At 60.6% G+C, this 23,499-nt stretch carries 23 protein-coding genes; 12 read left to right on the top strand and 11 right to left on the bottom strand.

Features of this window, described 5'->3' with window-relative positions; translation table 11 throughout:
• Positions 1 to 138: 138 nt before the first annotated feature.
• A complete protein-coding gene (locus AEQ67_RS27695; RefSeq protein ID WP_059406942.1) occupies positions 139 to 930 on the bottom strand; it encodes a dienelactone hydrolase family protein in 792 nt (263 codons plus the stop codon).
• A 146-nt stretch (positions 931 to 1,076) separates the two neighbouring features.
• Between AEQ67_RS27695 and AEQ67_RS27690 the strand changes: the two genes are divergently transcribed.
• The 3 genes from AEQ67_RS27690 (at position 1,077) to AEQ67_RS27680 (ending at position 3,908) form a co-directional block, all read left to right on the top strand.
• Positions 1,077 to 1,679, top strand: coding sequence for a hypothetical protein (locus AEQ67_RS27690; RefSeq protein ID WP_059406941.1), 603 nt, complete (start codon positions 1,077 to 1,079; stop codon positions 1,677 to 1,679).
• A gap of 208 nt (positions 1,680 to 1,887) precedes the next feature.
• Entirely contained in the window at positions 1,888 to 2,565 is a 678-nt protein-coding gene (locus AEQ67_RS27685; RefSeq protein WP_059406940.1) for a response regulator, read from the top strand.
• The gene (locus tag AEQ67_RS27680) at positions 2,562 to 3,908 is read left to right on the top strand and encodes an ATP-binding protein (protein WP_059406939.1); all 1,347 of its coding nucleotides are present in this window, start codon (positions 2,562 to 2,564) and stop codon (positions 3,906 to 3,908) included. Before AEQ67_RS27685 ends, AEQ67_RS27680 begins: the two co-directional genes overlap by 4 nt.
• 146 nt (positions 3,909 to 4,054) lie before the next feature.
• On the opposite strand, the gene AEQ67_RS27675 is transcribed toward AEQ67_RS27680, so the two are convergent.
• On the bottom strand, positions 4,055 to 5,056 hold the full coding sequence (locus tag AEQ67_RS27675) for an AraC family transcriptional regulator (RefSeq protein ID WP_059406938.1): 1,002 nt from the start codon (positions 5,054 to 5,056) through the stop codon (positions 4,055 to 4,057).
• A 339-nt stretch (positions 5,057 to 5,395) separates the two neighbouring features.
• Between AEQ67_RS27675 and AEQ67_RS27670 the strand changes: the two genes are divergently transcribed.
• Complete coding sequence (locus tag AEQ67_RS27670) at positions 5,396 to 6,730, top strand: dicarboxylate/amino acid:cation symporter (protein ID WP_059406937.1); 1,335 nt, start codon at positions 5,396 to 5,398, stop codon at positions 6,728 to 6,730.
• Between the two features lie 144 nt (positions 6,731 to 6,874).
• The gene (locus tag AEQ67_RS27665) at positions 6,875 to 8,056 is read left to right on the top strand and encodes a CaiB/BaiF CoA transferase family protein (protein ID WP_059406936.1); all 1,182 of its coding nucleotides are present in this window, start codon (positions 6,875 to 6,877) and stop codon (positions 8,054 to 8,056) included.
• A 135-nt stretch (positions 8,057 to 8,191) separates the two neighbouring features.
• Here AEQ67_RS27665 and AEQ67_RS27660 read toward each other — a convergent pair whose 3' ends face one another.
• Both AEQ67_RS27660 and AEQ67_RS27655 read right to left on the bottom strand, forming a co-directional pair.
• Complete coding sequence (locus AEQ67_RS27660) at positions 8,192 to 8,686, bottom strand: SprT family zinc-dependent metalloprotease (RefSeq protein WP_008011643.1); 495 nt, start codon at positions 8,684 to 8,686, stop codon at positions 8,192 to 8,194.
• 146 nt (positions 8,687 to 8,832) lie between these two features.
• On the bottom strand, positions 8,833 to 9,435 hold the full coding sequence (locus AEQ67_RS27655; protein WP_010457124.1) for a Yip1 family protein: 603 nt from the start codon (positions 9,433 to 9,435) through the stop codon (positions 8,833 to 8,835).
• A gap of 282 nt (positions 9,436 to 9,717) precedes the next feature.
• On the opposite strand from AEQ67_RS27655, the gene ttcA reads away from it, so the two are divergent.
• Both ttcA and AEQ67_RS27645 read left to right on the top strand, forming a co-directional pair.
• The gene (gene ttcA / locus AEQ67_RS27650) at positions 9,718 to 10,542 is read left to right on the top strand and encodes a tRNA 2-thiocytidine(32) synthetase TtcA (RefSeq protein WP_059406935.1); all 825 of its coding nucleotides are present in this window, start codon (positions 9,718 to 9,720) and stop codon (positions 10,540 to 10,542) included.
• A gap of 126 nt (positions 10,543 to 10,668) precedes the next feature.
• On the top strand, positions 10,669 to 11,343 hold the full coding sequence (locus AEQ67_RS27645) for a DNA-3-methyladenine glycosylase I (RefSeq protein ID WP_059406934.1): 675 nt from the start codon (positions 10,669 to 10,671) through the stop codon (positions 11,341 to 11,343).
• Positions 11,344 to 11,457: 114 nt separating this feature from the next.
• Here the strand turns inward: AEQ67_RS27645 and AEQ67_RS27640 are convergent, their stop codons facing one another.
• The 3 genes from AEQ67_RS27640 to arsC are packed head-to-tail and all read right to left on the bottom strand — an operon-like array spanning position 11,458 to position 12,831.
• On the bottom strand, positions 11,458 to 11,883 hold the full coding sequence (locus AEQ67_RS27640) for a DUF2069 domain-containing protein (protein ID WP_059406933.1): 426 nt from the start codon (positions 11,881 to 11,883) through the stop codon (positions 11,458 to 11,460).
• A gap of 1 nt (position 11,884) precedes the next feature.
• Positions 11,885 to 12,481: an NAD(P)H:quinone oxidoreductase gene (wrbA, locus tag AEQ67_RS27635; protein ID WP_059406932.1), complete on the bottom strand. Its 597-nt coding sequence runs from the start codon at positions 12,479 to 12,481 to the stop codon at positions 11,885 to 11,887.
• Positions 12,478 to 12,831: an arsenate reductase (glutaredoxin) gene (arsC, locus tag AEQ67_RS27630; protein WP_059406931.1), complete on the bottom strand. Its 354-nt coding sequence runs from the start codon at positions 12,829 to 12,831 to the stop codon at positions 12,478 to 12,480. Before arsC ends, wrbA begins: the two co-directional genes overlap by 4 nt.
• A 114-nt stretch (positions 12,832 to 12,945) precedes the next feature.
• Between arsC and AEQ67_RS27625 the strand changes: the two genes are divergently transcribed.
• On the top strand, positions 12,946 to 13,413 hold the full coding sequence (locus AEQ67_RS27625; protein WP_059406930.1) for a TlpA disulfide reductase family protein: 468 nt from the start codon (positions 12,946 to 12,948) through the stop codon (positions 13,411 to 13,413).
• A 174-nt stretch (positions 13,414 to 13,587) separates the two neighbouring features.
• Here the strand turns inward: AEQ67_RS27625 and AEQ67_RS27620 are convergent, their stop codons facing one another.
• From AEQ67_RS27620 to AEQ67_RS27605, 4 genes are all read right to left on the bottom strand, one after another.
• Positions 13,588 to 13,992: an META domain-containing protein gene (locus AEQ67_RS27620; protein ID WP_059406929.1), complete on the bottom strand. Its 405-nt coding sequence runs from the start codon at positions 13,990 to 13,992 to the stop codon at positions 13,588 to 13,590.
• Positions 13,992 to 14,426 (bottom strand): hypothetical protein, encoded by a 435-nt coding sequence (locus AEQ67_RS27615; RefSeq protein WP_059406928.1) that lies wholly within the window; start codon positions 14,424 to 14,426, stop codon positions 13,992 to 13,994. Before AEQ67_RS27615 ends, AEQ67_RS27620 begins: the two co-directional genes overlap by 1 nt.
• Before the next feature lie 71 nt (positions 14,427 to 14,497).
• Complete coding sequence (locus tag AEQ67_RS27610) at positions 14,498 to 15,496, bottom strand: 2-hydroxyacid dehydrogenase (RefSeq protein WP_059406927.1); 999 nt, start codon at positions 15,494 to 15,496, stop codon at positions 14,498 to 14,500.
• A gap of 174 nt (positions 15,497 to 15,670) precedes the next feature.
• Positions 15,671 to 18,424: a response regulator gene (locus AEQ67_RS27605; protein ID WP_059406926.1), complete on the bottom strand. Its 2,754-nt coding sequence runs from the start codon at positions 18,422 to 18,424 to the stop codon at positions 15,671 to 15,673.
• Between the two features lie 214 nt (positions 18,425 to 18,638).
• On the opposite strand from AEQ67_RS27605, the gene AEQ67_RS27600 reads away from it, so the two are divergent.
• The 4 genes from AEQ67_RS27600 to rlmD all read left to right on the top strand — a co-directional run bounded on the left by AEQ67_RS27600 (position 18,639) and on the right by rlmD (position 23,383).
• On the top strand, positions 18,639 to 19,367 hold the full coding sequence (locus AEQ67_RS27600; RefSeq protein ID WP_059406925.1) for a response regulator transcription factor: 729 nt from the start codon (positions 18,639 to 18,641) through the stop codon (positions 19,365 to 19,367).
• Positions 19,354 to 20,760: a sensor histidine kinase gene (locus tag AEQ67_RS27595; protein ID WP_059406924.1), complete on the top strand. Its 1,407-nt coding sequence runs from the start codon at positions 19,354 to 19,356 to the stop codon at positions 20,758 to 20,760. Before AEQ67_RS27600 ends, AEQ67_RS27595 begins: the two co-directional genes overlap by 14 nt.
• 368 nt (positions 20,761 to 21,128) lie before the next feature.
• A complete protein-coding gene (gene cysM, locus AEQ67_RS27590; RefSeq protein WP_059406923.1) occupies positions 21,129 to 22,031 on the top strand; it encodes a cysteine synthase CysM in 903 nt (300 codons plus the stop codon).
• Positions 22,031 to 23,383, top strand: a complete 1,353-nt coding sequence (rlmD, locus tag AEQ67_RS27585; protein ID WP_059406922.1) for a 23S rRNA (uracil(1939)-C(5))-methyltransferase RlmD — start codon at positions 22,031 to 22,033, stop codon at positions 23,381 to 23,383. Before cysM ends, rlmD begins: the two co-directional genes overlap by 1 nt.
• Positions 23,384 to 23,499: the final 116 nt, after the last annotated feature.

The following is a 23,499-nucleotide window of genomic DNA, read 5'->3' as shown; positions in this document are numbered from 1 at the left end:
GGATTCATGGTGGGCATTTTGCCGGGTTGCCACGTGTGAGGGTAGTGGCAGTTGGACCGAGTTATCGTTCTTCGCGGGCAAGCCTCGCTCTTGTAGGAGCGAGGCTTGCCCGCGAAGGCCGCGCCTCGGTCTAACGGCCTAACCAAAAATCTTCTTGAAAAACGCCTGCATATCCGCCCAGGACTTGTCATCCGCCGCCTTGTTGTAACCAATGTCCGGCCCGGCGTGATCGCCATGGCTCAGACGATCTGCATCAGGATTACTGAAGCCATGCTTGGCGCCCTCAAGACTGACGAATGTGTAGTCGGCCCCAGCCTTGTCCATTTCAGACTTGAACGCCGCCACGTTATCCGCCGTCACCATGCTGTCCAGCGCACCATGCTCGACGAGTATTTTTGCCTTCACACTGCCCGGCGTCGCGGGCGTGTTGGTGGCCAGCGCACCGTGAAAACTCACCACGCCATCCAATGGCACGCCCTGACGCGCCGCATTCAGCACCACCCCGCCGCCAAAGCAGTAACCGATGGCCGCGATTTTATTCGGATCGGTTTGCGCCTGTTTCTTCAACAGATCGAGCCCCGCCTTGAACCGCGCACTGGAGGCTGCGCTGTCTTTCAATGCCGCTTGCATGAACGCCATGGCGTCCTTGGGGTGCTCGGTATTTTTGCCATCGCCATACATGTCGATGGCCAGTGCGCTGTAGCCCAGACCAGCGAGGTCACGGGCGCGGCGCTTGGTGTAGTCGTTGAGCCCCCACCATTCATGCACCACCACGACACCGGGGCGTTGGCCTTTGATGGCGTCGTCGTAGGCGTAATAGCCGATCAGCTGGGTGCCATCGGCGCTTTGGTAGGGAATTTCCTGAGTCTTGATGGCGGCCTGGGTCAGCCCGCTCAGGGCCAGTAACAGGACAGCGAGAAACACGCGCATGGTCGAATCTCCTGATCAAAGTCATTAAACCCGCCGAGTCGATTTGATTCAGCTCAGGTTCAGAGTGCGTTCAGGGGGAGTTCAGGGCCGGGTGCGTAACCTTGCCCCGTACCCAAAAAGCAAATAGCGCATAAGGAAACTCCCCTATGACTGGTTTCAAAAATCTGCTTCTGGCTTTCACCGTCCTGGGCGCAAGTACCGCCGCGTTCGCCTCCGACGACAATTTCGCCAGCCTTACTTTTGGACAGACCAGCGACAAGGTCAAAAAGTCCCACGCCCTGAACGACAACCTCAACCACCCGAACGCCGACGGCGTGATCGGCAAGGACAACACCTGGGGTGTGCGTCTGGGCCAGCAAAACAGCCAGGGCCGCTATTACGCCACTTACGACAACGTGTCGGGCTCGCACAATGGCATTAAACTGCGTCAGGAAAACCTCCTGGGCAGCTACGATCTGTTCTACCCGGTGGGCGGCAGCACCAAGCTGTTTGGCGGCGCCACGGCCGGTTTGACCAAACTGACCCAGGACTCCCCAGGCTTCAGCCGCGACAGCGACATCGGTTACGCCATCGGCGGCCAGATGGGTGTCCTGCAACAGGTTTCGCAAAACACCTCGGTTGAACTGGGTTACCGTTACCTGCGCAGCAACGCCAGCACCGAGATGAGCGAGCGCGGTGGCAGCAAACAGGGCTCGCTGGACCTGACCAGCAGCGCCCAGACGTACCTGTCGGCCAACTACGCTTTTTAAATAAACGTTTCGCTGCCAGTCAGTTAAGCGCAAACCCTGTGGGAGCGGGCTTGCCCGCGATGACGGGGGCACATTCACCGTTGATGTGCCAGTCAGATCGCAATCGCGGGCAAGCCCGCTCCCACAGGGTTTGCGCTTAACTGACTGGCACGCCATCAAGGTGCGCCGTTGTGGCTTTGGAGATGATGATTTTGCCCTGGAGAGCGTTATGAAACTGCTGGTCGTCGAAGATGAAGCGCTGCTGCGCCATCACCTGCAAACCCGCCTGACGGATAGCGGCCACGTGGTCGAGTCCGTGGCCAACGCCGAGGAGGCGTTGTACCAGACCGAGCAGTTCAACCATGACCTGGCGGTGATCGACCTCGGCCTGCCGGGGATGGGCGGGCTCGACCTGATCCGTCAGCTACGCTCGCGGGGCAAGACGTTTCCGATCCTGATCCTCACCGCGCGCGGCAACTGGCAGGACAAGGTCGAAGGCCTCGCCGCTGGCGCCGATGACTACGTGGTCAAACCGTTCCAGTTCGAAGAGCTGGACGCCCGGCTAAACGCTTTGCTGCGCCGCTCCAGCGGTTTTACCCAGTCGACGATTGTCGCCGGGCCGCTGTTGCTGGACCTCAATCGTAAGCAGGCGTCGCTTGATGAACAACCGCTGGCGTTGACCGCGTACGAGTACCGGATCCTCGAGTACCTGATGCGCCATCACCAGCAAGTGGTGGCCAAGGACCGCTTGATGGAACAGCTCTACCCGGACGATGACGAGCGCGATCCGAATGTGATCGAAGTGCTGGTCGGCCGCCTGCGCCGCAAACTTGAGGGCCCGAACGGCTTCAAGCCGATCGACACCGTGCGTGGCCTCGGCTACCTGTTTAATGAGCGCTGCACTTGATTCGCTCGCTTCGTGTCCGGTTGATGCTCGCCGCCACGATCCTGGCGGTATTGTTCATGCTGGCCTTGCTGCCGGCGATGCAGGGTGCGTTCAGCCTGGCGTTGCAGGATTCCATCGAGCAGCGTTTGGCGTCGGACGTCACCACGCTGATCTCCGCCGCCCGGGTGGACGGCAACCGCTTGCAGATGCCGGCGCAGTTGCCCGATGAGCGCTTCAACCTCACCGACGGCCGTTTGCTCGGCTACATCTACGACCGTGAAGGCCATCTGGTCTGGCGTTCGAATGGCACCCAGGAAGAGCACATCAACTACAAGCCGCGTTACGACGGACGCGGCAACGAGTTCGCGCGGATCAGCGAAGCCAACGGCCAGGAGTTCTTCGTCTATGACGTCGAGGTCAAACTGTTGGGGGGCAAAAGTGCAGCGTTCAGCATCGTCGCGCTGCAACCGGTGCGTGAATACGAACTGACCCTTGAAGGCCTGCGGGAAAATCTCTATCTGGGCTTCGGCGCAGCCTTGCTGGTGCTGCTCGCGTTGCTGTGGATCGGCCTGACCTGGGGCTTGCAGGCGTTGCGCCGACTGAGCCAGGAACTGGACGAGATCGAAAGCGGCACCCGCGAAAGCCTCAGCGAACAACATCCACGGGAGCTGCTGCGCCTGACCGGCTCCCTCAACCGCTTGCTGCACAGCGAGCGCGAACAGCGCAGCCGCTACCGTGATTCCCTCGACGATCTGGCCCACAGCCTGAAAACCCCGCTGGCGGTGTTGCAAGGCGTCAGCGAAGACCTGGCCCAGCGCCCGGCGGATCGCGATCAGGCCTGGGTGCTGCAAACCCAGATCGAGCGCATGAGCCAGCAGATCAGCTATCAGTTGCAACGCGCCAGCCTGCGCAAAAGCGGTCTGGTCCGCCATCAGGTGCGTCTGCGCCCGGTGCTGCAAAGCTTGTGCGACACGCTGGACAAGGTCTACCGCGACAAGCGTGTGCGGGTCGCCTTCGATCTGCCGGAGCAGTGTTACGTGCCGATCGAGCAGGGCGCGTTGCTGGAGATGATGGGCAACCTGCTGGAAAACGCCTATCGCCTGTGCCTCGGCGAAGTACGCATCAGCGTGCGCGAGAGCTTGAGCGGTATCGAATTGTGCGTCGAGGACGATGGCCCTGGCGTGCCACCGGATCAGCGTGCGCGGATTTTGCAGCGCGGGGAACGGCTGGACCGCCAGCACCCGGGGCAGGGCATTGGGTTGGCGGTGGTCAAGGACATTATCGAGAGCTACAGCGCCAAACTGACGCTGGGCGATTCGCCCATGGGCGGGGCGGCGTTCCGGATTCATTTTCCTGCGGTTTGACCGGGAGTTTGAGGGTGCTTTTTCGGGCCTGATCGCGGGCAAGCCCGCTCCCACAGGTTTTCGGTTCGAACATTACATTTGTGAACGACATAGCCCCTGTGGGAGCGGGCTTGCCCGCGATGAGGCCAGTCGATACACCCTAAAAATCAATTCTCCTGCGCGCGATAAGCCCCAGGCGTCAACCCGGTCCACTTCTTGAACGCCCGGTGAAACGCCGAAGGCTCGGAAAACCCCAACTGCTCGGCGATCTGTTGCAACGACAAGTCCGCGCGGCTCAGGTGATAAATCGCGATGTCGCGGCGTAACTGGTCCTTCAATTCCTGAAAACTCGAACCCTCTTCACGCAGATGCCGACGCAGCGTCTGCGGGCTGATGTGCAGGTGCGCGGCCACCGCTTCCAGGTCCGGCCAGCGTGAACTGTCGCGGCTGAGCAAGCGCCGCAACTGGCTGCTCAAACTGTCGCCATCGTCCGGGCGCGACAACAGGTCGGCGGGGGAGTGTTCGAGAAAATGCTTGAGCGTCCGTTCGTCCTGCAACAGCGGCATGTTCAGGTAGCGACTGTGAAACAGCAGGCTGCTCTGCGCCGTTTCACAAAACGCCATCGGGCAAGGGAACAGCAAATCGTATTCGGCACCGTGTTCGGGTCTCGGGTAGCTGAACGTCACTTGCTCCAGACGAATGCGCTGGCCAATCAGCCAGCTGCCGAGTCGATGCCAGACCATCAACTGGCTTTCGGTGAGAAAATGGTCCGGGTCGTGGAATTTCGAATCGTCCAGGCTCAAGCGGATCATTTCGCCCTCGTGGGTCAGCGTCAGGCGCGGACCCTCGGGGAATAGGCTATAAAACAATAAGCCGCGATGGAGTGCTTTCTCCAGAGTGCGGCAGTGAATCACCGCGTGGCACATCATGGCGAAGGTGCCGGTTTTGCTCGGTGCAGGCCCGAAGCCAAGGTATTCGTCGTCGAGTGCCAACCACAAACCCTGAATCAACCGAGTGAACTGCTCAGGCGCGATTCGCGCACGTGGCTCGTCGAGCAATTCGGGGCTGATCCCCAATTGCTGCAACAGGTTTGAATAGTCGTAACCCAGCCGGCGCGCGCCACCAAGGGCGGCACGGGCGAAATGACTGGCGATGGTGCGTTCTCTCATGAAAAGCAGGTCCGTCCATTGAACGGCGGATGGTAGCCGGGGTGGCTGGCGATGAACAAGGCGGATATCCGCCAAATTGTAGGACGCGATTTGGCCGATGGGCGGAAATCCGCCACTGCGCTGTAACCGCTCGGTGACAAAAAAAAGCCTGTAACCCTTGATGTCAAAAGGCTTGCAGGCAATTTGGCGAAGGTGGCACGGGCCTTGCGATACAACGAGCAGATGCCTGCCGTTGCGCAGCTCGACAAAACAAATCCCTCCAGTGCAGGAGGGTTCGCAATTGAAGTGTCTTGGGCAACAGATGGATGTTGTCACCGGGCACTCTTGAGGAACTTTGCAATGACGACTCGTCAGCCACTGTACAAATCCCTGTATTTTCAGGTGATCGTTGCTATCGCCATCGGCATCCTGCTCGGTCACTTCTACCCGCAGACCGGTGTGGCCCTCAAGCCGCTGGGTGACGGGTTCATCAAACTGATCAAAATGATCATTGCCCCTATCATTTTCTGCACCGTGGTCAGCGGTATCGCCGGCATGCAGAACATGAAGTCGGTCGGCAAGACCGGCGGTTACGCGCTGCTGTATTTCGAAATCGTTTCGACCATCGCTTTGCTGGTCGGTCTGGTAGTGGTCAACATCGTGCAGCCGGGTGCCGGCATGCACATCGACGTCACCACCCTGGATGCTTCCAAAGTCGCTCAGTACGTCGCGGCCGGTGCGGATCAAAGCGTAATTGGCTTCCTGCTGAACGTGATCCCGTCGACCATCGTGGGTGCGTTCGCCACCGGCGATATCCTGCAAGTGCTGATGTTCTCGGTGATCTTCGGTTTCGCCCTGCATCGCCTGGGTGCCTACGGCAAGCCGATCCTGGACTTCATCGATCGCTTTGCCCACGTGATGTTCAACATCATCAACATGATCATGAAGCTTGCGCCACTCGGTGCTCTGGGCGCCATGGCCTTCACCATCGGTGCCTACGGCGTCGGTTCGCTGGTGCAACTGGGCCAGTTGATGTTGTGCTTCTACATCACATGCCTGGTGTTCGTACTGGTCGTACTGGGCGGCATCGCTCGCGCTCACGGCTTCAGCGTGCTGAAAGTGATTCGCTACATCCGTGAAGAGCTGCTGATCGTGCTGGGTACTTCCTCCTCGGAGTCGGTGCTGCCACGCATGCTGATCAAAATGGAGCGTCTGGGCGCGAAGAAATCCGTGGTAGGCCTGGTGATCCCGACCGGTTACTCGTTCAACCTCGACGGTACGGCGATCTACCTGACCATGGCCGCCGTGTTCATTGCTCAGGCAACCGACACCCACATGGACATCACTCACCAGATCACCCTGCTGGTGGTGTTGCTGCTGTCCTCCAAAGGCGCTGCTGGCGTGACCGGTAGTGGCTTCATCGTGCTGGCCGCGACCCTGTCGGCTGTTGGCCACTTGCCGGTTGCCGGTCTGGCGCTGATCCTCGGTATCGACCGCTTCATGTCCGAAGCCCGTGCCCTGACCAACCTGGTCGGCAACGCTGTTGCGACCCTGGTGGTGGCCAAGTGGGTCAAGGAACTGGACACTGACGTGATGCACGCCGAGCTGGCTTCGGGCGGCCGTGGTATCGCCGACGAACGTGAAGAAGACGACCTGGGTGTGGCCGAAGGCCCAACCCCGCAGAACGTCAAGTAAGCTTCGTTGTCATGAAAAACCCGCTTCGGCGGGTTTTTTAATGCCTGCGATTTGAGCGCAACGGTCAGCGCATCTGACGCATCAGGTGATTGCTGCAATGCCATTGGCTGCCTAGGCTGAGTGCATCGTTTACGGAGATCACCCATGCTCGGTCCACTGGCATCACTCAAGATTCTGGATTTCTCGACACTGCTTCCGGGGCCGTTTGCCTCGTTGTTGCTGGCAGACATGGGGGCCGAGGTGCTGCGTATCGAATCGCCGAGCCGCATGGACCTGCTGCGGGTACTGCCGCCTCACGACCGGGGCGTTTCCGCCAGCCATGCCTACCTCAATCGCAACAAGCGCAGCCTGGCCCTGGACCTCAAGCAAGCGGCGGCGCTGGACGTGGTCAAGCAGTTGCTCAAGGACTACGACATCGTGCTGGAGCAGTTTCGCCCCGGCGTGATGGAGCGACTGGGCCTGGGTTATGAGGCGTTGAAGGCGATCAATCCGAAGCTGATCTATGTCTCGATCACCGGTTACGGCCAGACCGGCCCCTACAAGGACCGCGCCGGTCACGACATCAATTACCTGGCGCTGGCGGGGCTGGCGAGTTACACCGGCCGCGCCGACAGCGGGCCGTTGCCGTTGGGGATGCAGGTGGCGGATATCGCCGGTGGTTCATTGCACGGGGTGATCGGCCTGCTGGCGGCGGTCATCGCTCGGCAGCAGAGCGGGCAGGGGCAACATCTGGACGTGAGCATGACCGATTGCGCGTTCAGCCTGAATGCAATGGCCGGTGCCGGGTATCTGGCCTGTGGCGAGGAACCGGGCCGGGAGCAGCAGATGCTTAATGGCGGCAGTTTCTACGACTACTACCGTTCGCGGGATGGGCGTTGGTTGTCGGTCGGCAGCCTGGAACCGGCGTTCATGCAGCAACTGTGTATGGCGCTGGGACGGCCGGAACTGGCGGCCAAGGGCCTGTCACCCAAACCCGCCGAGCAGCAGGCGCTGAAGAATGAATTGAAGGCTGAATTCGAAAAGCATGACTTTGCGCAACTGTGCGAGCTGTTTGCCGGGGTTGATGCGTGTGTGGAACCGGTGTTGAGCCTAGGCGAAGCGCTGCAGCATCCGCAGTTGCAGGCGCGGGAACTGGTGACTGAAGTGCCGCGGGGGGATGGGACGAGTCAGGCGCAGATGGCGTGTCCGTTGAAGTTTTCAGACGGGTTGCCTGAGCCTCGGTTTGTCGGTGCGGCGCTGGGACAGCACACGGATCAGGTGTTGGGGGAGTTGGGGTTTAGCGCGCAGCGGATCGAGGCATTGCGGCGTGCCAAGGTGGTTGTGTAGCGCCTGTCAGGCCGTCATCGCGGGCAAGCCCGCTCCCACAGTGGTTGGAGTCGTTTGCAAATTTTGCATTCAAAGCAGATACCTGTGGGAGCGGGCTTGCCCGCGATGAGGCCAGTCGAATCAACACAAATCCGCCTATTCGACCCGCATTTCCCCACTAAACACCAATGTGCTGCGACACCGCCGGCACAAATACCGCCGTCCCTGCCTTACCAAACCATGGCGCTGGGCTGAAAACGGAAAATCGCTGTCGGCACACGGGCATTTGTAGATGTAGCGGGTCACGCTGCGACGCTTGACGTCGTAGGTGTGGCATCGATTGGGCGGCAGTTCGTACACACCGCGCATGATCAGTTGCCACTCTTCACCGTGGGGCTGGATGCGGTCGCCGAACAGTTGATGAGCGATCAGGTGCGCGACTTCGTGGGCGACGGTTTGCTTGAGGAAGTCTTCGGTGTTTTCCCGGTACAGCTGCGGGTTGAAGCGCAGCAGGTTCTCGTGCAAATGCGCGACACCGGCTTTTTGGCCGCGCAGCTTGAGGCTCACCACGGGGCGTTTGAAAGGTCGTTTGAAAAAGGATTCAGCTTGTTGGAAACAGTCTTCGACGCGGGTATTGAGTTGCTCGGGCATGCTTGATGGATCTCCAGAGACGTCGAGTATGCCGCAACCCTCGGGACTTGCGAATCGCCCGGGCGCCGAATGGTCGTCGCCCCTGCATTAGAAGGCCGCCTTGCGGCGGCCTGTATTGGCAGATCTTGTTTTTGGGTGGTGTGTTGCTAATTGGTATAGACCGGCCCCACGCCGAGTCCCCAGACAATGACCGTGAACGCCATGATGGCTACCAGCACCACCAAACCTACGGCCAGTACCGAACTTGAAAACAGGAACCCCTCGTCTGATGGAATGTTCATGAACGTCGGTAGCCCCACGTACAACAGGTAGACCGTGTAGCAAATGGCTGCGGTGCCGACGATCATCCCGAGCCACATGTGGGGGTACAGCGCCGCCAGACCGCCAATGAACAGCGGGGTCGCGGTATAGGTCGCAAATGCAACGCAGCGTGCCAGACTCGGGTTGGCGTCATAGGTGCGGGCCATCCAGTGGATGAACGCGCCCATGACCGCAACACCGCCAAGCATCGCCAGGTACGACATGATCGTCATCCATAGCGCACTTTCCTGGGTCAGCATCACCGGCGCTCGATTGCCGATGACCCAGCCGACCTGCGTGGTGCCGATAAACGCCGACACCGCCGGGATCGCTGCCAGAATCAGCGTGTGTGTGAGGTACATGTGGCTGATACTTTCCTCCTGATCGCCACGAATCTCTTTCCATTCTTGGTCAGGGTGGGTGAAGAGCCCCACTACGTGATGGATCATGCCAGTCACTCCTCTTGTTTTTACCGTCGCCCCCCAGTGGAGCGCCTACAGGCCAAAGTGGCCGAGTAAGGGAAAGGTCTGGATCTATGTGTGCGACCTTATGTCGCAGTATAGAAAGGACTTAACGGCGCAGGTTGCAGGGCGTTAGAGCAAATCGCGCTGTAAACCCTTTTGTTAATCGCCGCAGGGTCTGTCATCTATGATCCGGTGTGGAGGACTTCGCCCACGAAGCGTTTTTGCGTAAAATGCCGGCCTTTCGTCACACCTCACGGATTTCGCGTCATGGGCACTCTTACGGTCAACCAGAACAAACTGCAAAAGCGCCTTCGCCGCCAGGCCGGGGAGGCTGTTGCCGATTTCAACATGATTGAAGACGGCGACAAGGTCATGGTCTGCCTGTCCGGTGGCAAGGACAGCTACACCATGCTCGATGTGCTGATGCACTTGCAGAAGGTTGCCCCGATCCGGTTCGAGATCGTGGCCGTGAACATGGACCAGAAGCAGCCGGGTTTCCCTGAGGATGTGCTGCCGGCCTACCTCAAGACGTTGGGCATCGAGTACCACATCGTCGAGAAAGACACCTATTCGGTGGTCAAGGAGCTGATTCCTGAAGGCAAGACCACGTGTTCACTGTGCTCGCGCCTGCGTCGCGGCACGCTCTACACCTTTGCCGACGAAATCGGCGCGACCAAAATGGCCCTCGGTCATCACCGCGACGACATCGTCGAAACGTTCTTCCTGAACATGTTCTTCAACGGTTCGCTCAAGGCCATGCCGCCGAAGCTGCGCGCCGACGACGGCCGCAACGTGGTGATCCGCCCGCTGGCGTACTGCAACGAAAAAGACATCCAGGCCTACTCGGACTTCAAGCAATTCCCGATCATCCCGTGCAACCTCTGTGGCTCGCAGGAAAACCTGCAACGCCAGGTGGTCAAGGAGATGCTGCAGGACTGGGAGCGCAAGACCCCGGGCCGCACCGAGAGCATTTTCCGCAGCTTGCAGAATGTAATCCCGTCGCAATTGGCGGACCGCAACCTGTTCGACTTCACCAACCTGCGTATCGATGAAACCGCCGCGTCGCGCTTCGTCAATATCGTCAACCTCTGAACAAACTGTGGGAGCGGGCTTGCTCGCGAAGGCGTAGTGTCAGCCGACATCAATGTTGAATGACACACCGCTTTCGCGAGCAAGCCCGCTCCCACAGGTTTTTTGTTTCAATCCCTAGGAGAGGGCATGCGCGATTACAAGTGGCTGCACGAATACTGTCTGAACCGCTTCGGTTCGGCGGCTGAACTGGAAGCCCATCTGCCCGTTCCCAAGACCCCGGCGCAATTGCGCAAGATCAGCGATGACCGTTACCTCTCGACCATGGCGCTGCGAGTGTTTCGTGCCGGGCTCAAACACAGCCTGGTCGACGCTAAATGGCCGTCGTTCGAAGAGGTTTTTTTCAAGTTCGACCCGGAAAAAGTCGTGCTGATGAGCGCCGAACACCTTGAGCGCTTGATGCAGGACGCGCGGATCATCCGTCACCTGGGCAAGCTCAAGAGCGTGCCGCGCAATGCGCAGTTCGTGCTGGACGTCGCCCATGAAAAGGGCAGCTTCGGCGCGTTGATCGCTGACTGGCCGGTGACCGACATCGTCGGGTTGTGGACCTATTTGAAGAAACACGGTCATCAATTGGGTGGATTGTCGGCGCCGCGCTTCTTGCGCATGGTCGGCAAGGACACGTTTGTGCCGAGCTACGACGTGGTTGCGGGGTTGAATGCACAGAAGATCGTCGACAAGGTGCCGACCAGCCAGAGGGATTTGGCGTTGGTACAGGATGTGTTCAATCAGTGGCATGAACAGAGTGGCGGGCGGCCGATGAGCCAGATTTCGATGATGCTGGCTTACACCGTCAACCATTAAGACCGCGTCGATCCCATCGCGGGCAAGCCCGCTCCCACAGTGAGCGGAGTCGTTCACAAATCTTGTGTTCAAAACCAAACCTGTGGGAGCGGGCTTGCCCGCGATGGCGTCGGGTCAGGCGACGGAGGTCTCGCCTTCACCCGCCAACTTGCGATTCAACTGAAACCGCCACCGCACATACAACAACGCCGAACAAAACACCGCCAGGCTCGCGGCCATCTCCAGCAAACCGAACAGTTGCCGGTTCGGGTCATACGCGGCCAATGCGCCCTTGATGAAATACAGGTTCACCACAAAACACATCCACGAATGCCCGCGTGCGCTGCCGACGATCATCCCCGGCGCCAGCAACAGCAGCGGCACCAGTTCGATCAGCAGAATCACCCACGGCCGCGCGCCATGCAGGTCGGCGACCACCAGGTAGTAGGCGCAGAGCAGTCCCACCAGCGCGAAAAAGCACAACAGGCTGATGACACGCATCGCCCGGACCCGAGGTTCGAGCCATTCGATGGAGGGCAGGATTTTTGGCTTCTTGGCCACGTTAGCTCTCCAGTTTCTGCGCAGTTTTCGCCAGGCGCAGGCCCAGCGCGCGGCACAGCGCCACTTCATGCGAGTCCAGACCGCTTTTGCCATCGGCGCCCGCGTGGTGGCTGGCGCCGTACGGGGTGCCGCCGCCCTGGGTTTCCAGCAACGCCGACTCGCTGTACGGCAGGCCGGTGATCAGCATGCCGTGATGCAGCAACGGCAGCATCATCGACAGCAGCGTGGTTTCCTGACCGCCGTGCAGGCTGGCCGTGGAGGTGAACACGCCAGCAGGTTTGCCGACGAGGGCGCCGGTCAGCCACAGATTGCTGGTGCCATCGAGAAAGTATTTGAGCGGCGCCGCCATGTTGCCGAAACGGGTCGGGCTGCCCAGTGCCAGGCCTGCGCAGTTCTTCAGGTCGTCGAGGCTGGCGTACAGCGCGCCTTCGTCCGGAATGTCCGGGGACACGGCTTCGCATTCGGTAGAGATCGCCGGCACGGTGCGCAGCCGCGCTTCCATGCCCGACTGCTCGACACCACGGGCAATCTGCCGGGCCATTTCATTGGTCGAGCCGCTGCGGCTGTAATACAGAACCAGAATGTACGGCGCACTCACGGCAGCAGCTCCAGGATTTGCTCCGGTGGGCGGCCGATGATGGCTTTGTCGCCGACTTCGAGAATCGGTCGCTCCATGAGTTTCGGATGCGCCGCGATGGCCGCGATCAATTGCGCCTCGCTCAGACTGCTGTCGGCCAGGTTGAGGGTCTTGTACTCATCTTCACCGGTGCGCAGCAGTTGCCGGGCGCTGAGGCCGAGTTTGCTCAGCAGGCTCTTGATTTGCGCGGCATCCAGTGGGGTTTCCAGGTAGCGGACCACGGTCGGGGCCAGGCCACGGGCTTCAAGCAGTTCGAGCGCACCGCGGGATTTCGAGCAGCGCGGGTTGTGATAAAGCGTCAGATCGGTCATGTGCGGGTCGCATCTTGCGTAAGGTGGCGGCTATTCTAACCGTGCGGCGCGTATTCCAGAACCTTGGGAGGCAATGGGTCGCGGCAGTATTCTATTTTTGACAAGGATCACGACATGACAAGACGACTGGCAGCGGCATTGGCGATCATGGGCGCGTTGATGCTGGGGGGCTGCGGTAACGACTATGGCATCGACCAGAACGGCCACAAAGTCGCCGCCGAGCGTCTGGACAAACAATGGTTGGTGCTCAATTACTGGGCCGAATGGTGCGGCCCGTGCCGAACCGAAATCCCCGAATTGAACACCCTGGCCGAGCAACTCAAGGACAAGAAGATCGGGGTGTTCGGGGTCAACTTCGACAATGTGCAGGGTGAAGAGCTGAAAAGCGCCAGCGAGAAACTGGGCATCAAGTTCACCGTGCTGGCGCAGGATCCGGCGGAACTGTTCGAATTGCCACGCAGTGAGGCATTGCCGGTGACCTACATCATCGACAACAAGGGCAAAGTGCGTGAACAGCTGATGGGCGAGCAGACGGCGGCGGGGGTGATGGCCAAGCTTGAGGCGTTGCAGGCTAAAAACTGAGCAGTCAAACCGTAACGCGATCCATGTAGCAGCTGGCGCAGCCTGCGTTCGGCTGCGCAGCAGTCGTAAAACCTGTGCACGCGGACTACCTGAAGCACCGCATCGCCTGATTTCACGACTGCTTCGCAGCCGAACGCAGGCTGCGCCAGCTGCTACAAAAGTGCGGTGCGATCATCAACCCTCTTCAAGCCACCAACGCAGTGGCTTGCCTTCGGCCGGCCAGAAGCGCATCTGGTCGATTGGCGAAACGTCCCAGCGCTGCACGTTTTCCAGAGCCTGCAGGAAGCGCTTTTCCTGTTCCATCAGCGCCGGCGCGCAGAGTTTGCGGGTGCTGCCGACCTTGCCGAAACTCAGCTTGTCGCCTTCCAGGGTATACGGTGCGAACCAGTGGTTGCAGCCGCCGTTGCCGTAGGCCCGACCGTCTTCACCAAGGGTGACGGTCAGGTGGCTGTAATCCATCAATGGACGTTCGCCGATCCACTCCAGAATGTAGCTGCGGTTTTGTTGCAATTGCACCGGGTCGGCGGCGCAGCCCAACAGGCTGGCGCCAGCCATCGCGGCCAAAGCGAGGTGTTTCATCACGCAGGCTCCTGGCATTTCGGGCACAGGTGTTTCTCGCCAACGGTGGTCCAGCCCAACTCGCTGATCCGTGCCGTGGCCGCAGGCTTCTCAGCCTTGTTGCCCAGCTTGGCGTCGACCGCGAATTCGAAACTCAGCTCTTTGGCACAGCTGTCGCAGTTGACTTTCCAGGTGTGGATCGCCAATTCGCCGAATACCGGACCACTGGCCACTGCGACCCATTGGCCGGGCGGGTTGATCAGGTGGCGAACGGTTTCGACGGTCAGGCGCATGGACAAGTCCTTGCTGCCTTTAAGGGTCACGATCAGCACGTCGTTGTTACGAATCGAGCCGCCGTTGCCGGTGACTTGATAACGCCCCGGCACAAGGGCGCGGCATTCGGTGAGGGTGTGTTGCGGGTTCATCAGGCTATAGCGGAAATCGTGTTCGACCATGGGTCCTCCAAATATGCGCGGCATGCTAGCACGGACATCGGCGCAGTATGGCGCGGGCATGTGACCTTCGATCAGGTTCCACCGGCATCCACAAGGTTCTGCGGTTTGCCGGCCGTCCAGGCGGCGATGTTTTGCAGGGTGGTCTCGGCGATTGCGCCCAGCGCCTCGCGAGTCAGGAAGGCCTGGTGCGCCGTGACGATCACGTTGGGGAAGGTCAGCAATCGCGCCAGCACATCGTCCTGCAGCGGCAGGTCGGAACGGTCCTCGAAAAACAGCTGCGCCTCTTCTTCATACACATCCAGTCCCAGATACCCCAATTGGCCGTCCTTCAATGCGTCGAGCAGCGCCGGTGTGTCCACCAAACCGCCACGCCCGGTGTTGATCAACATCGCGCCGGGTTGCAGGTGCGCCAGTGACTCGCGGTTGATCAAGTGTTTGCTCTGCTCGTTGAGCGGGCAGTGCAGGCTGATGATCTGCGACTCGGCCAACAGTTCGGGCAAACTCAGGTAACGCGCGCCGAGGGCTTCGACCTGTGGGTTGGGGTAGGGGTCGTAGGCCAGCAACTGGCAGCCAAACCCGTTCATGATTTTCGCGAACGTCGCGCCAATCTGCCCGGTGCCGACCACGCCGACCGTCTTGCCGACCAGGTCGAAGCCGGTCAGCCCGTGCAGACTGAAATCCCCTTCGCGGGTGCGGTTGTAGGCACGGTGCAAGCGCCGGTTGAGCGCCAGGATCAGCGCCACTGCGTGTTCGGCCACCGCGTGCGGCGAGTAGGCCGGGACCCGCACAACCGCCAGCCCCAACCGTTTCGCGACCGCCAGGTCGACATGGTTGTAACCGGCCGAGCGCAAGGCGATCAGGCGTGTGCCGCCCGCCGCCAATTGTTCGAGCACCGGGGCGCTGAGGTCGTCATTGATGAAGGCGCAAACCACCTCGTGATGCTCCGCCAGCGCGACCGTGTCGAGGCTCAGTCGCGCCGATTGAAACTGCAGCTCGATGCCGGACGGCAACCCGGCACCCAGGAAACTGTCGCGATCGTAGGTCTGACTGCTGAAAAGAATCGTGCGCATGGCATCCTCCTGGAAAATTCACGCTGAATTGAACCCGATCTTGTAGGAGCTGGCTTGCCAGCGAAGGGGCCCTCAAATTCTACGTTGCTCTTGAGGCCGCCTTCGCTGGCAAGCCAGCTCCTACGGGGGGGCGGTGAGCTTAGCGTCGATATTGATCAACGCCATTGCGCGGCATCAAGCGTTAATACGCGCCTGGGCGGCCAGGCGATTGATCGCTCGATCGAGTTCGTCGAGTGCACCGTAGGCTTTGGCGTCCTGCTGCTTGAGCAGGGTTTCACTGCGTTGGCAGGCGGCGCGCAGTTGCGGTACGCCGCAATAACGGGTTGCACCGTGCAGGCGATGGACGCGTTCGATCAGGGCATTCTGGTCGTTGCTTTCGCGGGCTGCGCGAATGGCCTCGCGGTCGGCTTCAAGCGAGGCCAGCAACATCGCGAGCATGTCCGCCGCCAGATCGGCCTTGCCGGCGGCCAGGCGTAAGCCTTCTTCGTGATCGAGCACCTGCAACTCATGGCCACCGCCGTGGCTGTCACTGGAACGCTCCGGCCCATGATTGCGCAGCGCCAGGCCGGTCCACTTCAACACCCCCTGCGCCAGTTGCCGTTCGCTGATCGGTTTGGTCAGGTAGTCGTCCATGCCGCTTTGCAGCAAGGCGCGTTTTTCGTTGGCCATGGCGTGGGCGGTGAGGGCGACGATCGGCAATGGTGTGCAATGCCGCTCGCTTTCCCACTGACGGATCGTTTCGGTGCTCTGGCGCCCGTCCATGCCGGGCATCTGCACGTCCATCAACACCAGATCGAACGTCTCGTTCTGCACCGCTTTCACTGCGGCGTAACCGCTTTCTACCGCCAGCACCTTGGCGCCCATGTCTTCGAGCAGGGTTTGCACCAGTAGCAGGTTGGCCGGGTTGTCGTCGACACAAAGGACCTTCGGCGCACGGCTGGATACCGGTTCGCCGGGGTCGCTGCGCTGCTGGCGCGGGTTGACCAGATCGGACAGGGCCCGCCGCAGCTTGCGCGTGCACGCCGGTTTGGCCTGGAGCTGGCTGTGGGGGTTGGGCACCGAGAGGTGGAACAGCGTCTGTTCGGTGGTCGGGCACAGCACCAGCACTTTGCAGCCCAGGTGTTCGAGGTCCCAGATGTGCTGGTTGAGGCGCTCCGGCGGCATGTCGTTGCTGGTGATGCCGAGCACGGCGAGGTCGATCGCCTGATCGGTCTGATGGGCGCCGGTCACGCCATTGGTCAGGCTTTCCAGGGTATTGAACGGTGTGACGTCGAGGCCACAATCTTCCAGTTGATGCTGCAACGCCTGGCGCGCCAGTTCATGATTTTCCAGTACCGCCACCCGGCGTCCGAGCAACGGCGGCCCGGGCAGGTCTTCGGCGTCGTCGCGGGTCTTGGGCAGGCTCAGGCTGATCCAGAATTCCGAGCCTTCGCCCGGCGTGCTGTCGACGCCGATCTCGCCACCCATTTGTTCGATCAAGCGCTTGGAAATCACCAGCCCCAGGCCGGTGCCGCCGGGTTGACGCGACAGCGAGTTGTCGGCCTGGCTGAAGGCCTGGAACAGCGCACGCACGTCCTGGCTCGACAGACCGATGCCGGTGTCCTGAATGCTGATGCGCAGTTGCACGCTGTCTTCATGCTCTTCTTCAAGCATGGCTCGGGCTACGATGGTGCCCTCGCGGGTGAACTTGATGGCGTTGCTAACCAGGTTGGTGAGGATCTGTTTGAGCCGCAGCGGATCGCCCACCAGTGACAGCGGCGTGTCGCGATACACCAGGCTCACCAGCTCCAGCTGCTTGGCGTGGGCGGCCGGGGCGAGGATGGTCAGGGTGTCCTGAAGCAAGTCGCGCAGGTTGAACGGAATATGGTCGAGCACCAGTTTGCCGGCCTCGATTTTCGAGAAGTCGAGAATCTCGTTGATGATGCCCAACAGGCTGTCAGCGGATTTTTCGATGGTGCCCAGATAATCGAGCTGGCGCGGGGTCAGTTCGCTTTTTTGCAGCAGATGGGTAAAACCGAGAATGCCGTTGAGCGGGGTGCGGATTTCATGGCTCATGTTAGCCAGGAACTCGGACTTTATCCGGCTCGCCTCCAGGGCTTCCTTGCGGGCCAGGTCCAGTTCGATGTTCTGGATTTCGATGGTTTCCAGATTCTGGCGCACATCTTCGGTGGCCTGATCAACGCTGTGCTGCAGTTCTTCCTGAGCATTCTGCAACGTGCTGGCCATACGGTTGATGCCGGACGCCAGTTCATCCAGCTCCTGGCTGCCGAGGGGCGGCAGGCGGGTTTCCAGATGACCGTCCTTGAGTTGCGCCACCGCCAGTTTGATCTGGCTGATCGGCCGATTGATGGTCCGGCCCATGCGCAACGCCAGCAGCGCCGCACCGGCCAGGCCCGCGCCGATCAGCAACAGGCTGGCGAACAGGCTGCGGTAACCGCGCAGCAGCATGCCGTTGTGGGACAGTTCAAGTTCGACCCAGCCCAGCAGGCGGTCGGCTTCATCGGGAATCAGGTCGCCGGCCAGGTTGCGGTGCCTGCCGAACACCGGCAGCAGGTAGCGCGTGGCGTCGTTGCCGCTGCGGCGCAACATTTGCGAGCTGTTGCCGATCGGGGCCTGATTGAGCATGGTCGGGCCGGCATGGGCCAGCAGGGTACGGTCGGGCGCGAGGAAGGTCACTGCGCGCACGTCCGGTTCTTCGAGGTATTGGGTGGCGATGCGTTCCAGCAGTTGGGTGTTCTTGTGACCCATGGCCGGGGCCACCAGCGGTGCCAGTTGTTCGGCGATCATCTCGCCACGCTGCATGAGTTGGGCTTGCAGGTCGGACTGCTGCATCCAGGTGAAATAACCGCCCAGCACCAACGCCATCAGGGTGGTCGGCAACAGGGTCAGCAACAGCACGCGGCCTTTAATCCCCAGTTTCTTGAGCACGCATCTCTCCTGCATCCAGCTATTGAATAACCTGCACGCACATCCGGCACGCACCACTTGCGCAGTGTAGCGATTTGCAGGCGGGCAATCTTCGTAAAATTGATGTCGTCATTCGTCGGTCGGGCCAGTGCTTTTGCATCGTGGGCAAACCTTGGGTTGCCCCTGGCGAAGCAATCTTGAATAATCGCCAACTGAGAATTATTTGCAGATAGTCATGACTCCCATCGCTGTTGGCCATCCCCGCATCCTTTCCATCGAAGACGACCTCGTGCTCGGTGCTTATGTACACGAGCATCTGGGCCGTAGCGGCTTTCAGGTGACCTGGTGCCAGAACGGTCAGGAAGGCCTGGCTATTGCTCGCGAGCAAGCGTTCGATGTGGTGCTGATGGATATTCTGTTGCCGGGCCTGGACGGCTTGAGCGTGTTGACCCAGTTGCGCCAGAGCCATTCGACCCCGGTGGTGCTGATGTCGGCGCTCGGTGCCGAGGCGGATCGCATCAGTGGTTTTCGACTGGGCGCCGATGATTACCTGCCCAAACCCTTCAGCATGGTTGAGTTGGGGGTGCGCATCGAAGCGATCCTGCGGCGCGTGGCGCTTGACCGCCGACCCGCACCTGCACCGGCAACGATCACCCCGTCGGCGGACAGCCTGCGTTTCGATGATGAACGCGGTGATGTCTTTTATGCCGAGCACGCTGCCGGCCTGACCCGCAGCGAGTATCGACTCCTGGAAACGCTGAACCGCAACGGCGATGAAGTGCTGAGCAAGGCCTTCCTTTATCAGCATGTGTTGCAGCGGGGTTACGCCGCCCATGACCGCAGCCTGGACATGCACATCAGTCAGATCCGCCGCAAGCTCAAGGCCATCGGTTACACCGAGCGTGAAGTGCGCACGGTCTGGGGCAAGGGTTACGTCTTGAGTGCTGTCGATGAAGTGGTCTGATCTGCCGGGCCGGCATTCGCTGTTCTGGAAGCTGGCCTGTTTGTTAGTCGCGTTCTGTCTGCTGATGATCTGGCTGAGCTGGTCCTGGGGGCGCTACATGGAGGAACGGAACCAGTTCCTGTCGGATGACGCCCGAAGCACCCTGACGCGCTATGCCGCCGAGGCCGAGCAGGCGTGGCAGCAGCAACAGCATGAGGGTGTCGATGCCTGGCTGCAAAGCATGCGTCAGCGTGAAGCGGGCTGGGTGGGTGTCATTGGCGGTGATTTACAGTCGCTGAGCAGCCAGTCGCTGACCGATCCGGAAATCGAGCACCTGACCTTTCTGCGCGGCCTGGACTGGCCCATCCACCGCAAACGCTTGCCGTGGCTGCGGATACCGTTTCCCAGCGACGCGTCCGCCGGCAGCCTGGTGATCGAGCTGCCCCAGCGATTCATGCCCGGGCGCTACCGGGTGTTCTGGCGCGTGATCACCAACGGGGTGATTCCCGGGATGTTCACGTTGCTGCTGTGCGTCGGGCTGTATCGGTTGTTGGTTGTGCCCCTCAATAACCTGCGCGAACAAGCCAATGCCTGGCGCGCCGACCAATTGGGCGTGCGCCTGTCGAGCCGCACCACCAACCGTTCCGATGAATTGGGTGAGCTGGGCCGAGCCTTCGATCACATGTCCGAACGCCTGCAAAGCACGGTGGCCCTGCAACAACAATTGCTGCGCGACCTTTCCCACGAATTGCGCACGCCACTGAGTCGACTGCGGGTGGCCAGCGAAAGCGAGCAGGATTTGCTGCAATTGCGCGAACGCATCGGCCGAGAAGTCGATGGCATGCAGCGACTGGTGGAGGACACGTTGCAACTGGCCTGGCTCGACACCGAGCGCGCGCCATTGCCCGACGAGGCGATCCAGATCCAGGCACTGTGGGAAATGCTCACGGAAAACGCCTGCTATGAAAGTGGCTGGCCGGCGACGCAGTTGCAATGCGGGGTTGATGCGTCCTGTTGGGTGCGCGGCAATCTCAACACCCTGGCCCAGGCCCTGGAAAATATCCTGCGCAATGCCATTCGTCATTCGCCGAGCGGCGGTGTCGTGAGTCTCGGCGGACGGCGCGATGGCGACTTCTGGCACCTATGGTTGGAGGATCAGGGCGGCGGGGTGGCTGAAGCGGATCTGGAGCGGATTTTTTGTCCGTTCATTCGCCTTGACGGTTCTCGGCCAGGGGATGGTGGGTTTGGCTTGGGGTTGAGCATTGCCCGGAATGCAGTGCAGCGCCAGGGTGGGGGGCTTTGGGCTGAAAACACCGGAGAGGGGTTGCGGTTGAATATGCGTTTGTTGGCTGATGACGCCTTCGCGGGCAAGCCCGCTCCCACAGTGGATCTGCTGCGAACACAGAATGTGTGACCGACAAAGTTAAAATGTAGGAGCGGGCTTGCCCGCGAAGGGGCCCTAATAGCCACCGCCGCTCTGATTTCTCTGGGGCGAAGAGAAAGTCGCACCACTGGTGGGACAATTGGCTCGTGCTACTCACTCGGTAAAAGTGTCAGCAGTGCTGACACACATTCAACTGCGTTTGAGAGATTCCGCGATGCCTACCTGGTCGAGTTTCCAGACCCGCTCGGCGGCAATGTCGAAACCGATTTGCTGAGAGGAGAGATTACTGAATGAGCCGCTTATTCCCATAAGCCATAAGCACCACACTTTGCGTGATATGGCCTGCGAAGGTTTGCCGGTATGATAGGCGCCCCCGCAGTCTGGATTGCGAATACGCCATGACCTTGCAGTACCCAACTATCGCCGATTGCGTCGGCAACACTCCGCTGGTTCGTTTGCAGCGCCTGCCTGGCGCCACCAGCAATACCCTTTTGCTCAAGCTCGAAGGGAATAACCCGGCGGGTTCGGTCAAGGACCGGCCGGCGCTGTCGATGATCACTCGCGCCGAACTGCGCGGGCAGATCCACGTCGGCGATACGCTGATCGAGGCGACCTCGGGTAACACCGGGATTGCGTTGGCCATGGCCGCCGCGATCAAGGGTTACAAGATGATCCTGATCATGCCGGACAACTCCAGCGCCGAGCGCAAGGCCGCGATGACGGCCTATGGCGCCGAGCTGATTCTGGTTACCCAGGAAGAGGGCATGGAGGGCGCCCGCGACCTCGCCCAGCGAATGGAAGCCGAAGGCCGTGGCAAGGTGCTGGACCAGTTCGCCAACGGTGACAACCCGGAGGCGCACTACACCACCACCGGCCCGGAAATCTGGCGTCAGACCGAAGGCACCATCACCCATTTTGTCAGTTCCATGGGCACCACCGGAACCATCATGGGCGTCTCGCGCTACTTGAAAGAGCAGAACGAGAACGTGCAGATCATCGGTCTGCAACCGATGGAAGGCTCGGCGATTCCGGGCATCCGTCGCTGGCCGCAAGAATACCTGCCGAAGATTTATCAGGCCGATCGCGTGGACCGGATCGTCGATATGGCCCAAAGCGAAGCCGAGGACGTGACCCGTCGTCTGGCCCGCGAAGAAGGCATTTTCTGTGGTGTGTCCTCGGGCGGTGCAGTGGCAGCGATGCTGCGTCTGTCCCAAGAAGTTGAAAACGCGGTGATCGTCGCGATCATCTGCGACCGTGGCGACCGTTACTTGTCGACCGGCATTTTCGACGCGCCCAACTGATGGCCAAGCAAGAGAGAGGCCTGCGCTTCCAGCCCACGGGTGGCAGCAAGGCCCCGCAAGTCCCGACCGGCAAAAAGCAGCGCCTGACCATCGAGCGCCTGGCCAATGACGGTCGCGGTATCGCGTTTTTCGAAGGCCGCACCTGGTTCGTCATCGGCGCCCTGGCCGGTGAAGACATCGAGGCACGCGTGCTCGGAGCCCACGGCAAAGTGGTCGAGGCGCGCACCGAGCGGGTGTTCAAGGCCAGCGAACTACGCCGCCCGGCACCGTGCCCGCATGCCGGTCGCTGTGGTGGCTGCAGCGTGCAACATCTGCCGCACAACGAACAACTCGCCCTGAAACAGCGCATGCTCGCCGAGCAATTATCGCGCGTCGCCGGTGTCGAACCCGAAGAGTGGGCAGCGCCGTTGAGCGGTCCGGAATTCGGTTACCGCCGTCGCGCCCGGATAGCGGTGCGCTGGGACATGAAAGCGAAAAAACTCGACGTCGGTTTTCGCGCGGCGGGCAGTCAGGACATCGTGGCCATCAACGAATGCCCGGTGCTGGTACAGCCCTTGCAACCGATCATGACCCGCCTGCCGGAAATGCTCCGGCGCTTGAGCAAACCTCAGGCGTTGGGGCATGTGGAATTGTTCAGCGGTTCATCGCTCGCCGTTTTGCTGCGGCACGTGGCACCGTTGTCCGACGCCGACATGACGATCCTCAAGGATTTCTGCGCATTCCATGAAGCCCAGTTGTGGCTGCATGGCGACGGCGAGCCGCAACCGGTCGAAGCCGATCAGTCGTTGGGCTATCGTCTTGAACAGTGGGATTTGAACCTGGCGTATCGGCCGGGAGATTTCATTCAGGTCAACGCTGGTGTCAACGAAGCAATGGTTGCCCAGGCGCTGGACTGGCTGAAACCGAAAGCCGAGGAGCGCGTTCTCGATCTATTCTGTGGGTTGGGTAACTTCGCGTTGCCGCTGGCCAAAGCTGTTCGCGAAGTGGTGGCGGTCGAAGGTGTGCAGGCGATGGTCGAGCGGGCAGCGGAAAACGCAGCTAGCAACAATCTTCATAATGCGAAGTTTTTTCAGGCCGATTTATCCCAGCCTTTGACGGATGCCGAATGGGCCGGCGAAGGCTTTTGTGCGGTACTCTTGGACCCACCGCGTGACGGTGCTTTCGAGGTCGTGCGCAAGTTGGCGTCCCTGGGCGCCAAACGGTTGGTGTATGTGTCGTGCAACCCGGCAACGCTGGCGCGCGATACGGTTGAATTGATCAAGCAGGGCTACCGGTTAAAACGTGCCGGGATTCTCGATATGTTTCCTCAAACGGCACATGTCGAAGCCATGGCGTTATTTGAAGCGAGCTAGGAAGGCTCGTCTGGTCCGACTGGCCCGCCCATGCAGCCGCGTACCAGCCCGACGTGGGCTCATGGGCAACGAAGGTCAGCGATTTTGACGCATTGAATCTGCGTCGTAGGGAAGGT

The sequence above is a fragment of the Pseudomonas sp. RIT-PI-q genome (assembly GCF_001297125.1).
Lineage (GTDB): Bacteria > Pseudomonadota > Gammaproteobacteria > Pseudomonadales > Pseudomonadaceae > Aquipseudomonas.
This window is presented reverse-complemented; position numbering and strand designations above follow the sequence as displayed.